Annotated in this window: 12 protein-coding genes; 10 read left to right on the top strand and 2 right to left on the bottom strand. The window is 60.7% G+C overall.

The genetic code is table 11. The features are described 5' to 3' along the window. The first annotated feature begins 54 nt into the window (after positions 1 to 54). Together EFB14_RS09725 and EFB14_RS09720 are read left to right on the top strand one after the other, a co-directional pair. A complete protein-coding gene (locus EFB14_RS09725) occupies positions 55 to 822 on the top strand; it encodes a 5-oxoprolinase subunit PxpA (RefSeq protein WP_125843226.1) in 768 nt (255 codons plus the stop codon). A 62-nt stretch (positions 823 to 884) separates the two neighbouring features. Next, a complete protein-coding gene (locus tag EFB14_RS09720) occupies positions 885 to 2087 on the top strand; it encodes a pyridoxal phosphate-dependent aminotransferase (RefSeq protein WP_125843228.1) in 1203 nt (400 codons plus the stop codon). Positions 2088 to 2100: 13 nt separating this feature from the next. On the opposite strand, the gene nac is transcribed toward EFB14_RS09720, so the two are convergent. Further along, entirely contained in the window at positions 2101 to 3060 is a 960-nt protein-coding gene (nac, locus tag EFB14_RS09715; protein WP_183604832.1) for a nitrogen assimilation transcriptional regulator NAC, read from the bottom strand. Positions 3061 to 3230: 170 nt separating this feature from the next. Between nac and EFB14_RS09710 the strand changes: the two genes are divergently transcribed. From EFB14_RS09710 to EFB14_RS09685, 6 genes are all read left to right on the top strand, one after another. After that, positions 3231 to 4004 carry an SDR family oxidoreductase gene (locus EFB14_RS09710; RefSeq protein ID WP_125843232.1) on the top strand — a complete coding sequence of 258 codons (774 nt, stop codon included), beginning with the start codon at positions 3231 to 3233 and terminating at the stop codon, positions 4002 to 4004. Beyond that, positions 4001 to 4708 (top strand): amino acid ABC transporter permease, encoded by a 708-nt coding sequence (locus tag EFB14_RS09705; protein WP_125843234.1) that lies wholly within the window; start codon positions 4001 to 4003, stop codon positions 4706 to 4708. The genes EFB14_RS09710 and EFB14_RS09705 overlap by 4 nt, the downstream gene beginning before the upstream one ends. Then, the gene (locus EFB14_RS09700; protein WP_126824807.1) at positions 4705 to 5463 is read left to right on the top strand and encodes an amino acid ABC transporter permease; all 759 of its coding nucleotides are present in this window, start codon (positions 4705 to 4707) and stop codon (positions 5461 to 5463) included. The genes EFB14_RS09705 and EFB14_RS09700 overlap by 4 nt, the downstream gene beginning before the upstream one ends. Next, the gene (locus tag EFB14_RS09695) at positions 5460 to 6224 is read left to right on the top strand and encodes an amino acid ABC transporter ATP-binding protein (RefSeq protein ID WP_125843238.1); all 765 of its coding nucleotides are present in this window, start codon (positions 5460 to 5462) and stop codon (positions 6222 to 6224) included. The genes EFB14_RS09700 and EFB14_RS09695 overlap by 4 nt, the downstream gene beginning before the upstream one ends. 31 nt (positions 6225 to 6255) lie before the next feature. After that, a complete protein-coding gene (locus tag EFB14_RS09690; protein WP_125843240.1) occupies positions 6256 to 7092 on the top strand; it encodes an ABC transporter substrate-binding protein in 837 nt (278 codons plus the stop codon). 92 nt (positions 7093 to 7184) lie between these two features. Then, positions 7185 to 7859 (top strand): 4-carboxy-4-hydroxy-2-oxoadipate aldolase/oxaloacetate decarboxylase, encoded by a 675-nt coding sequence (locus EFB14_RS09685; protein ID WP_125843242.1) that lies wholly within the window; start codon positions 7185 to 7187, stop codon positions 7857 to 7859. Positions 7860 to 7945: 86 nt separating this feature from the next. Here EFB14_RS09685 and EFB14_RS09680 read toward each other — a convergent pair whose 3' ends face one another. Then, positions 7946 to 8980 carry a LacI family DNA-binding transcriptional regulator gene (locus tag EFB14_RS09680; RefSeq protein ID WP_210276049.1) on the bottom strand — a complete coding sequence of 345 codons (1035 nt, stop codon included), beginning with the start codon at positions 8978 to 8980 and terminating at the stop codon, positions 7946 to 7948. A 166-nt stretch (positions 8981 to 9146) separates the two neighbouring features. Here EFB14_RS09680 and EFB14_RS09675 point away from each other — a divergent pair, with 166 nt between their 5' ends. Both EFB14_RS09675 and EFB14_RS09670 read left to right on the top strand, forming a co-directional pair. After that, a complete protein-coding gene (locus EFB14_RS09675) occupies positions 9147 to 10121 on the top strand; it encodes a substrate-binding domain-containing protein (protein WP_126824804.1) in 975 nt (324 codons plus the stop codon). Positions 10122 to 10233: 112 nt separating this feature from the next. Then, positions 10234 to 11232 carry an ABC transporter permease gene (locus tag EFB14_RS09670; RefSeq protein ID WP_125843246.1) on the top strand — a complete coding sequence of 333 codons (999 nt, stop codon included), beginning with the start codon at positions 10234 to 10236 and terminating at the stop codon, positions 11230 to 11232. The last annotated feature ends 9 nt before the right edge of the window (positions 11233 to 11241 follow it).

Raw genomic sequence — 11241 nt, 5'->3', positions numbered from 1 at the left:
GCGGGACGCCGACATCCATGAAAACAAGGCGACGGCCGTCAAAAGGAGGAACCGATGAAGATCGATCTGAATTCCGACATGGGCGAAGGATTTGGTCCCTACCGGCTGTGCGACGACGAAGCGATGATGAAACTGGTCTCGTCGGCCAACATAGCTTGCGGCTTCCATGGCGGCGACCCCGAGACGATGGGGCGCATGGTCCGGCTCGCGAAGCTGAACGGCGTCGGTATCGGCGCGCATCCTGGCTTGCCCGACAGGCTGGGATTCGGCCGGCGCGAAATACCGTTTTCGGCGGACGAGCTTCGCCAGCAGATGCTTTATCAACTCGGCGCCCTGATGGCGATCGCCCGGAGCGAGGGGGTTACTGTCTCCCATATCAGCTTCCATGCGGCCATGGGCAATATGGTCAACCGCGATCCTGTCGTCGCCGACCTGATGATGGATGCGATCGCCGCCGTGGATACCAATCTTGTCATCTTCGTCACGTCAGGCAGCGAGATCCAACAGGCCGCCAGACGCGCGCGCTTGAAAACGTTGGCGCTCTTCCTTGCCGACCGGGCCTATGACGCCGAGGGCGGACTTGTCGCGCGCGGGCTCCCCGGCGCGGTCATTAAAGACGAAGCTTCGGTGCGCACGCGTGTGCGGCAATTCCTGCTCGACGGAACCGTCCAGACTATCGACGGCGCCGTGATCGCGATGCCGGCCCGCTCCATTCTCGTCCATAGCGATACGCCCGGCGCCCTGGAGCTTGCCGGCATCGTGCGCGCCGAAATCGAAGCTACAGGCGCGACGCTCGCGCCTGCCGCTGGACTCGCCGACTGACGCAATCCTGATCGCTTGCGGGCGGTCTCTCGTTTCAATCTCCCATCGAAGGACCAAGTCCGATGTCCGTCATCGCAGACCGCCTGAAAAACGTTTCCATATCCGCATCCGCCGCCATGACCCAGCGCGCCCGGGAACTGGCCGCACGAGGGATCAAGGTCGTCAGCCTCTCGTCCGGCGAGCCGGACTTCCCCACCCCGACGCACGCGATCGAGGCAGCCCATGCTGCAGCTCTTGCGGGTGACACGAAATATCCGCCGATGGACGGCACACCGGCGCTCAAGTCCGCCATCATCAGGAAGTTCAAACGGGACAACAATCTCGACTACGATGCCAGCCAGATCGTCGTGTCGGGCGGCGGCAAGCAGGTGATCTTCAATGCCATGCTGGCAACCTGCAATCCGGGTGACGAGGTCGTCATTCCCACCCCCTCCTGGGTCAGCTATGCCGACATCGTCAAATTCGCCGGCGGCGTCCCGGTCGCAGTCCCCTGCCACGAACAGGCCGGCTTCAAGCTGCGTCCGGAAGATCTGGAGGCAGCGATCACGCCGCGCACCAAATGGCTCTTCCTGAATTTCCCGAACAATCCGACCGGTGCCGCCTGCTCGCGGGTGGAGATGGCCGCCATCGCCGAGGTCATGCTGCGCCATCCCGATATCTGGATCATGACCGACGACATCTACGAACACCTGGTCTATGACGACTTCCAGTTCTGCACGATCGCCGAAGTCGAGCCGAGACTCTATGACCGCGTCCTGACGATGAACGGCGTCTCCAAGGCTTACGCGATGACCGGATGGCGGCTCGGCTTCTGCGCCGGGCCGAAGGACCTGATCTCCGCCATCAGCAATGTCAACGGCCAGAATGGCGGCGGCATTGCGACGCTCACCCAGGCTGCGGCGACCGCGGCCCTGGACGGTCCTCAGGATCTTTTGAAGGAGCGCGCCGCGATCTACAAAAAGAGACGCGACTTCGTCCTCGACAAGTTGTCCGAGGTGGAAGGGCTGCGTTGCCACAGACCCGAGGGCGCCTTCTACATCTACCCCAATATCTCGGGGCTGATCGGCAAGACCAGCAAGGGTGGGCGAAAGATCGAGACCGATGTCGATTTCGTCATGGCGCTGGTCGAGGAGCATCATGTCGCGACCGTGCAGGGAGCGGCTTACGGAATGAGCCCCTTCTTCCGCATTTCCTACGCGACCAGCATGGAGAAACTCGACGAAGGCTGCGCGCGCATAGCCCAGTTCTGCCGGGACATGCGCTGACCGCCGACGTGCGTTAGGCTTTCAGCCGCGCCGTCAGGCCGAGAAGGATGTCGCGGACGGCGAGAGCCGGTTCCGACAGGGGATTCTGGTCGGAAACGCAAAGCGACAGGGTTTCCTCGATCCGTGGTGAGACGAGGCGGCAGATCAGCGGCTCGCTCGATTCCGATACGATGCGATCGGCAATGGCTTTTGGCATAATCGTCGCACCGAGGCCGCTGCCCACCGCGCGGGCCAGCGTGCGGACGATTTCGACCTCGGCGACGACCTTCAGATTGGTGCGGGTGCGCGTGAAGGCGGTATCGACCGCTCGCCGGACGAAGTTATAGGCCGGTGGCAACAGCATCGGAATCCCGTCGAGAGCGCTGACCGGAACAGGCTTCTCACCCGCTTCGATGGCAAAGTCGCGATGGGCGACCAGGAAAAACTCTTCACTCAGGATCGGCTCGAACCGGACACCCTTGATCGGGCCGGTTCCATGGAGAAGGGCCATCTCCAGCCGGCCATTCATGATCATCTGGCTATAGGTCTGCCCGACGCTTTCGGTCAGGTGCAGCAGGATGCCGGGATGCAGCTTCCTGGTTTCCGCCAGGAGTTCGACCGAGAGCGTGGCCGCACTGCTGAACGGCACGAGGCCGACGGACACGCGCCCGGCAAGCGAATTGCCGGCCGCGGATGCATCCGCTTGCGCCTGTTCCATCTGCCGCAGGATAATCTGCGCATGGCGATACACAGCATGTCCCGCATCGGTCATGCTGACGCCTTGCTGGCTGCGGATCAGCAGCTTGTGGCCGAAATGCTCCTCCAGTGCTGCAAGCTGCTGGCTGAGGGCCGGCTGGGCGATGTGCAAAAGGTCCGCCGCCCGCGTGATGCTGCCGCTGTCGACGATCACGATGAAAGATTTGAGGCGTCTGATGTCCATGAGGATCGGGGTACCGTTCTGATCTGCGCGGGTCACATGTTTGCAGACGTGCATGGCTTTTGCAACGCGGCGCGGATGCCGCGAGGCGATGCTGACATCGCCTGCTTCTGTTCTTCCGCCGCGGCCCCGGCTCCATAACCGTTGCTTATTGCTCCAGAGATAATCGGTCTTAGGCAAGGGATTAAAGCTTCGCTACTGTCTCGATCAACAACAAGGGAACGACAATGCCATTCTCCGACTACAAGACCGCACTGGTGACCGGCGCCTCTTCCGGTATCGGCGCAGCCGTGGTTGAGCGGCTCCGCCGGGAGAACATCGAGGTCCATGCCGTTGCCCGTAGCGCAGATGCCCTGCAGCAGCTGGCAGCACGGACGGGCTGCATCGCCCATGTCGTCGATGTGACCGACCGTCAGGCAATAGCCGAGCTCACCCGTCGGGTGGAGTTCGATATTCTCGTCAACAATGCCGGCGTCGACCGGCCGAAGAAGTTCCTGGAAGCCGATGAGGCCGATATCGATCTCCTCGTCGACGTCAATCTCCGCGCGGTCCTGCATATCTGCCGCCTTGTCGTGCCTGGCATGGTGGCGCGCGATCGCGGGCACGTCATCAATATTTCTTCGATCGCCGGCGCTTATAATTTCGGTGGCAACTCGTCCTATCACGCCACCAAGGCAGGGGTGAGCATGCTGTCCAACCAGCTGCGCATCGACGCTTTCGGCAAGCGGGTACGGGTGACCGAAATCTGCCCCGGCCGGGTCGCCACCGACATTTTCAATCACGTCCATGGCGATGATCCCAGCGTCCGCGAACGATTCATCGACGGCTTCGAATTACCGCAGGCGGCCGATATCGCCGATGCGATTGCCTTCGCCATCGCAGCTCCCGTCGCCGTCAACATCGGACACATGGAGATCACGCCCACGCTGCAGGTCATGGGCGGCCTGCAGACGGCGAAGCCCGCGGCCAAGACGGATCCATCCGGGGAGCCAAAGCCGTGAGTGGTTTCGACCTTTCGGCAATCCTCGGAAATCCGGAATATGCCGCGATGCTGCTGCATGGCATCGAGATGACCTTCATCATCTATGCCGGGTCCTGGTCGCTGGCGATGGCGTTGGCGATGCTGCTGCTCGCCTTGCGTCTGTCACCCTTTCGCTTCGGCGATCCGTTGGTCGCTGCTTACGTATCCTACCACCGGAATGTTCCCACCCTGGTTCAGCTGATGCTGTGGTATTTCGGGATTTTCACCCTGATGCCGAGCGGGCTGGCGACTTGGCTTGCAGTCCACAATGCGGAGGCCATCTTCGCCGTCATCGGGCTCGGGCTCTGCCAGGCGGCCTATTTCAGCGAAGATCTTCGTTCCGGCGTGCGCTCGGTCAGTCCCGGCCAAATGCAGGCGGCCCGGGCCCTCGGCCACGGTTATGTCTCGGCGATGCGCTTCGTCATCATGCCGCAGGGCGTGCGCAACGCGCTGCCGCCGCTCATCAATCACAGCGTTTCCCTGTTCAAGAACAGCAGTCTCGCCGTTGTCATCGGCGCCTCGGAGCTGACGCATGCCGTCAAGGAAATCGAGAACCTCAGCTTCAGGACCTTCGAGATCTACCTGATCGGCACGGTTCTCTATCTCTTCTTCTCGCTCGTGATCATGAGCATCGGCGCCTATCTCTCGATGCGCACCGATCCTGCCCGGAGTGCGCGCGCATGATCCACGACATGATCGCCATCGTCCGAGATTACTGGCTGCTGCTGCTGATCGGCCAATATCCGAACGGCCCGCTTGGCGGGCTCGCCAATACGCTGATCCTTTCGGCGCTCAGCATCGCTCTCGCCTTTCCGGCCAGCATTCTGTTCGCATTGGCGCGGCTCTCCAAATTGCGTCTGCTGCGCTGGCCGGTGACGGCGCTGGTTTATTTCACCAGGGGCGTACCGCTCCTGATGCTCATCCTGTGGAGCTATTTCCTCGTCCCGCTCATGACTGGCGCCGACGTGCCGAGCTTCCTCACCATGCTGACGACACTCATGGTCTACCAGAGCGCGTTCCTGAGCGAAGTCGTGCGCGCCGGCATCGTGGCGCTCGGACCGGGCCAGATGGATGCGGCGCGGGCGCTCGGCCACGGCTATTTCGGGGCGATGCGCTTCGTCATCCTGCCGCAGGCGCTCTACAACATGATCCCGAGCATCCTCTCCACCTTCGTCTCGACGATCAAGGACACGACGCTCGGCTATGTGATCAACGTGCCGGACCTCACCTTTGCGGCAAGCCAGGTCAACAACCAGCTCCTGACGCAGCCTTTCCAGGTCTTCCTCATTCTGGCGATCGTATATTTCGCCATCTGCTGGACGCTCACCTACTTCGCGAACCGCCTCGAGCGGCGCATCACGCGGCGGCGCGCGGGACTTGCCAGCTTTCCCGCCGCCGCCCCGATCACGCCGTCGAAAATTGTATCGGAGCAGCTATGACCATGTCGGTATCAGCACAGGAACCGCAGACGATCCGGCTTTCGCAGGTCTGCAAGAGCTACGGCGACTATCCGGTCCTGAAGGACATCGATGCGCAGGTGGCGCGCGGCGAAGTCGTGGTCATCTGCGGTCCATCAGGTTCGGGAAAATCCACGCTGATCCGGACGATCAATCGCCTGGAAGAGATCAACAGCGGATCGATCACGCTCGACGGACAAAACATCCACACCTCGATGCGGGCAAAGGAACTCAATGCGATGCGCAGCCGGATCGGCTTCGTATTTCAGAACTTCAACCTGTTTCCGCATCTTTCGGTCGCCGAAAACGTGTCGATGTCGCCGATCCGGGTGAAAGGCGTGGCGCCCGACCTCGCGCACGAAAAAGCCATCAAGCTTCTCGATCGGGTCGGGCTCGCCGACAAGGCGCGAGCCTATCCCGGCCAGCTCTCCGGCGGCCAGCAGCAGCGGGTGGCGATCGCCCGCGCCCTCGCCATGGAACCGCCGGTCATGCTGTTCGACGAACCGACCAGCGCGCTCGATCCCGAAATGGTCGGCGAGGTGCTCGCCGTCATGAAGAGCCTGGCGTCCGAAGGCATGACCATGCTCTGCGTCACCCACGAAATGGGCTTCGCGCGCGACGTCGCGGACCGGATCTGGTTCATCGATGCCGGTCAGATCATCGAAATGGCGACCCCCGAGGAGTTCTTCAGCAATCCGACCCATCCCCGGGCTCAGCGCTTCCTCGCTGATCTCAGGCATTGATACCAATCACCAAAAACAAAGGAGAACAGCAATGAACTGGAAATGCCTAAGCCTCACTGTCGCATTTGCCGGCATGGCGGCCGCCTTGCCCGCAAAAGCCGATCAGCTCGATACCATCATGTCGGCGAAGACCCTGCGTTGCGCGACGTTCGCCGATGTTCCTCCCTTCGCCTCGCCGGATCCGAAAACCCGCGAAATGGCCGGTTTCGACGTCGATCTCTGCGGCGCCATCGCCAAGGAATTGGGCGTCAAGGCTGAAATCAAGCCGGTTTCGGTCGAAGCGCGTGTGCCGGAGGTCAAGCTCGGCCGGGTCGACATCACCGTCGCCAACCTTGCCTATACGCTCAGCCGCGCCGAGCAGATCCAGTTCAGCGATCCCTATTATCTCGCCAAGGAAATGCTGATCGTGCCGGCGGACGATGCCGGCAAGAAGAAGGCCGATTACGAAGGTCAGCGCATCGCTTCGACCAAGGGCTCGACTTCGGAAATGTCGATCAAGCTCAACAAGTCCGATCCGCTGACATTCCAGGATACGGCTTCCGCCTATCTCGCCGTCCAGCAGGGCAAGGCGCGCGGCATGGTGGCCAACACCATGACGACGACCAAGTTCGTCAATGAATCGAAGAGCAAGGGCAAAGAAATGCGGATGATCGAGGAACCGATGCTGTTCCAGCCGATCGGTATCGGCATGGCCAAGGATCAGCCGGTATTGACCGCCAAGATCAACGAAATCCTGCACAAGCTCGATGAATCGGGCGAAATCAACAAAATCTGGGACAAGTGGCTCGGCCCGAATACAGAATACAAGATGACGCGCACTGACAAGGTCGTACCGCTCTCGCAGCTGAAGTTCGATCCGATTCCGTAAGCCGACCGGCCTCGGCGTCGTCCGATGGCAATCTCCCAAGCGAATTCGGACGGCGGGATATGCCCGCCGTCTGCCAACGATGTGAGGCATCCATGATCCATATTAAAGATATCGCAGAACGGCCTGGCAAAGCCGACATCGACGCCCTTTCCAAGTTTTCACCCGCAACGATTCATGAAGCCCAAGGGCGCCGCGGAGCGCTTTCTTCCCGCCTCAAGCCGGTGGACTACCGCATGAAACTGTGCGGTCCTGCGTTTACGGTCAAATGCGCGCCGCGCGACAACATCATGCTGCAGCTTGCCATCAACTACGCAAAGCCAGGCGACATCATTGTCGTTTCGGCGGGCGAGTACGAGGAGGCCGGCTCCTTCGGCGATGTCCTTGCCAATGCCTGCCTTGCAAAGGGCATCGGCGGCCTCGTGACAGATACGGGCGTGCGCGACACGCTTCAGCTGAGGGAACTTGGTTTCCCGGTCTTCTCGCTCAGCGTCTGCATCAAGGGAACGGTGAAAGAAACCATTGCCGCAGTGAACGATCCGATCATCGTTGGTGGCGAAACCATCAATCCCGGCGACATCATCGTCGGAGACGCCGACGGACTGGTGGTGGTGCGCAGGCAGGAAGCGCAGGAAGCCGCAAGGCTCTCGCAGGCCCGCGAAGATGCCGAAGCCGGTTATATCGCGGCGTACAAGCGGGGCAAATCGGTCATCGAGGTCAGCAATCTGGAACCGGTGCTGAAAGCCAAGGGCCTCGTCGTCGAAATCTGACGCGATACCGCAATAGCTATCAGCCCTGCCACTTCAAAGGGGGCGGCTGGCCTTTTCGGCCAGCCGCCTTATGCAAACCGGGCGGCTCAAACGCTTTCGGGCGTAATCGTTTCGAAGGGAACCACGCGCTGAAGGATAGTCGGGCTGTCGCGATGTTCCAACGCTGCGATCATCGTGGCGATCAATTCGTCTGATATCTGATCCAAGGGATGGCACAATGCCGCCATGATCAGGCCTTCGGTCAAGCCCTTGCGCGTTTCCGGGCCGATGTCGCGGCAGACGACCCTGACCTTATCTCGCTTTTCGGCAGGCGCTTCGCGAAGAGCGCGCAGCACGCCGGAAATCCCCCCTCCGACAATGAAAATGCCTCTGAGGTCATCGAGTTCGGAAAGCAGTTGGCTGACGATCCGGTAGGCTTCCTCCGGCTCCTCATGTGTCGGCCGGCTGTCATCCACCTGAAGATGGGGCGCATGCTCCCGCATATAAGATCGAAAGCTCGCATCGGAGACATCCTGGCACTGATAGCGATGATTGCCGATGAAGACGGCGATCCGGCCGGGCATCGGCGTGGTCTGAGCGAGAAACCATGCGGCGGTGCGCCCGAGTTTCCAATTGTCGGTGCCAACGAAGCCGGCGCGATCCCGGGCGGACTGATCGGTTATGTAGGCGACAACCGGCTTTCCTCTCTCCTTGAGCGATTGGATGGTCTGCCCGATCAACGGGTGATCGCCCGCAATGACAGCAACTGCATCACAGCGTTTGCCAAGCGCTTCGAGACGATCTGCAATATTTTGTGGCTCGAGGACATCGACAAAATCGACCACAGCCACGACTTTTTCGTGCTGGCGTCTCGCGGCCGCCTCCGTGATCTTGGAGCCAAACAGCCGGTAGAGCTCACGGCTCGACTGCTGGAGAAGAAAGCCGAAACGATAGTTCGGCAGGAGCCGCTGCCTGCGGTCCTCGATCACGCCGCGCCCATAAAATCCAATCTCTTCCGCGGCATTTTGCACCCTCTCGATCGTTTCCGCACGCACTGCGCCGGTACCTCCGAGGATGCGGTTGACCGTGGCGATACTGACGCCGGACGCCTGGGCAAGATCGGCAATGGTCGGTCTCTTCATGATATATTTCATTCCATTTCCGGATGAAATGAAATGATACATTAATTTCATCTAAACGCAATAGGCATTCCATTTATAGAGGGCAGTTGATACAAATATTCCAGCGAGTTGGGAGCCTTGCTTTGAGGAATTGTTACTCTCGACCGCCTTTTTGGGAGGAAATCACATGAGTTTTTCAATGCGCGCCGTACGCGGGCTGCTGGCTGGCGCTGTTTTCGTTCTTGGCGCTTCTTCTGTCATGGCCGCGAATATTGCTGTTGTCGGCGGCAAGACCGACGACGAATTCTGGAGCCGTATCAAGAAGGGCGTTGATGACGCCCGGCTCGTCGTCGAGAAGAATGGCGGCTCCGTCAGCTATCTGCAGCTGCAGACCTACGACAATCTCGGGCCTGACGCCGCCCAGCTCGTCCGCACGGCCATCAGCCAGGGCGTGACCGGCATCGTGGTGCCCGACTGGGTGCCCGAGGCCGAGGACGAAGCCATCAAGGCTGCGGTCGCCGCGGGCATCAAAGTCATCCTGATGAATGCCGGCAACATCGACAAAGCTCGCGAGCTTGGCGCGATCAACTATGTCGGGTCGGATGAATACACGGCCGGCAAGGCAGGCGGCGAATATTTCGCGTCCAAGGGTGCGAAAAATGTCATTTGCGTCAATACGCTCCCGGGTGCGGCAAACCAGGAGGCCCGTTGCAAGGGTGTCATCGACGGCATCACCGGAAAGGGCGGCACTGGCAAGCAGCTGCCATTGCCGGCGACCAGCTTCGGCGATCAGACGGCAATCGCCGAGGCCGTCAAGGCGACACTGCTCCAGGACGACACCATCGACGGCGTCCTCAATGTTGGGGCTTCGGACGCTGATGCGGCTGCAAGCGGGATCGCTCAAGCGAACAAAGTCGGCAAGGTCGCGCATGGCACCTTCGACCTGAATGCCTCGGGGCTTGCCCGCATCAAAGACGGTTCGCAAACCTTTGCAATCGACCAGCAGCCTTACCTGCAGTCGCTGCTGGGGGTTTCGCTTCTCGCCTCGCATATCGACTACGGCACCAACCTGCCGACCGCACCGGTGCTGACCGGCCCGGGCATCGTCGATGCGGCGAACATCGACGCCACCCTAGCCGGCGTCAAGGAAGGCGCTCGCTGATCGTTCGAAACGGGTTCCGGTCCGCGGAAAAATACGCGGGTCGAAGTCTATCGAGCGTGCGGCCCGCCGCGTCCGCGCGCCTGGAGATTCACGCCCAAACTGGGGTAGGCATATGAACAATCTTTCATTCAGCAACCTGTTGCGCCGTCCCGAGGCGGGTGCATTCCTCGGACTTGTCGGCGTCCTCGTGTTCTTCGTCGTATTCGGCAGCACCAAGTTCCTGGAGCCCGCCGGCGCCGCAAGCTGGCTCAACGTCGCCGCCAATCTCGGCATTATCGCTCTTCCCATCGGACTTTTGATGATCGCAGGCGATCTCGACATTTCGATTGGCGCGATGATCCCGGCCGGCTCCATGACGGTCGCGGTCCTCTCGGGCTACTACGATCTTCCCATATGGGTCGGAATGCTCGGTGCGCTTGCCTTCGGCCTCATCGTCGGGCTGGTCAACGGCTACCTCGTCGTGCACACGGCCGTGCCTTCGCTGATCGTAACGCTCGGCACCCTCTTTGCTGTACAGGGCCTGATGCTTGGCACCTCGGTTCTCGTAACCGGCACCACGAGCGTGGCGCTGACTGCCGACCCCTGGGCAAAGTTCCTTTTCGGGCAGTTCCTGGCCGGATCGTTTCAGGTGATCATTCTGTGGTGGGTGGCCATCACCGCGATCTTCATCTTCTTCATTCACTTCTCGCCTTACGGGAACTGGATTTTCGCGATGGGCGGAGACAAGGTCAGTGCCCGCAACGCCGGCATTCCGACAACCCGTCTGACGATGGTCCTCTTCGTCCTCTCGGCGATGAGCGCGTCCTTCGTCGGCATGTGTCAGGCCATCCTGTTCAATTCCGCGCAGGTTTCGGGCGGAATGACATTCATCTTCAACTCGATCATCTCGGTCGTCGTCGGAGGTGTGCTGCTGACCGGAGGGTTCGGGTCGGTGATCGGGATCTTCTTCGGCACAATCACCTTCGCCGTCGTCAACCAAGGCATCTATTTCACGACCTTCGACCGCAACTGGTCGAGCCTGATCATCGGCGTGATGCTGCTCGTGGCCGTCCTCATGAACAATACGTTCCGCCAGATGGCGCTGACCTATTCACCCAAGAAGAAGAAGTGAGAGCTGAGA

The organism is Rhizobium fabae, from assembly GCF_003985135.1.
Lineage (GTDB): Bacteria > Pseudomonadota > Alphaproteobacteria > Rhizobiales > Rhizobiaceae > Rhizobium > Rhizobium pisi.
This window is presented reverse-complemented; position numbering and strand designations above follow the sequence as displayed.

Excerpts from the sequence above, each read along its gene's own strand:
- EFB14_RS09725 (WP_125843226.1), top strand. The coding sequence starts at position 55 with ATGAAGATCGATCTGAATTCCGACATGGGCGAAGGATTTGGTCCCTAC.
- nac (WP_183604832.1), bottom strand. The coding sequence starts at position 3,060 with ATGCACGTCTGCAAACATGTGACCCGCGCAGATCAGAACGGTACCCCG.
- EFB14_RS09680 (WP_210276049.1), bottom strand. The coding sequence starts at position 8,980 with ATGAAGAGACCGACCATTGCCGATCTTGCCCAGGCGTCCGGCGTCAGT.
- EFB14_RS09710 (WP_125843232.1), top strand. The coding sequence starts at position 3,231 with ATGCCATTCTCCGACTACAAGACCGCACTGGTGACCGGCGCCTCTTCC.
- EFB14_RS09720 (WP_125843228.1), top strand. The coding sequence starts at position 885 with ATGTCCGTCATCGCAGACCGCCTGAAAAACGTTTCCATATCCGCATCC.
- EFB14_RS09695 (WP_125843238.1), top strand. The coding sequence starts at position 5,460 with ATGACCATGTCGGTATCAGCACAGGAACCGCAGACGATCCGGCTTTCG.
- EFB14_RS09690 (WP_125843240.1), top strand. The coding sequence starts at position 6,256 with ATGAACTGGAAATGCCTAAGCCTCACTGTCGCATTTGCCGGCATGGCG.
- EFB14_RS09700 (WP_126824807.1), top strand. The coding sequence starts at position 4,705 with ATGATCCACGACATGATCGCCATCGTCCGAGATTACTGGCTGCTGCTG.
- EFB14_RS09685 (WP_125843242.1), top strand. The coding sequence starts at position 7,185 with ATGATCCATATTAAAGATATCGCAGAACGGCCTGGCAAAGCCGACATC.
- EFB14_RS09675 (WP_126824804.1), top strand. The coding sequence starts at position 9,147 with ATGAGTTTTTCAATGCGCGCCGTACGCGGGCTGCTGGCTGGCGCTGTT.
- EFB14_RS09670 (WP_125843246.1), top strand. The coding sequence starts at position 10,234 with ATGAACAATCTTTCATTCAGCAACCTGTTGCGCCGTCCCGAGGCGGGT.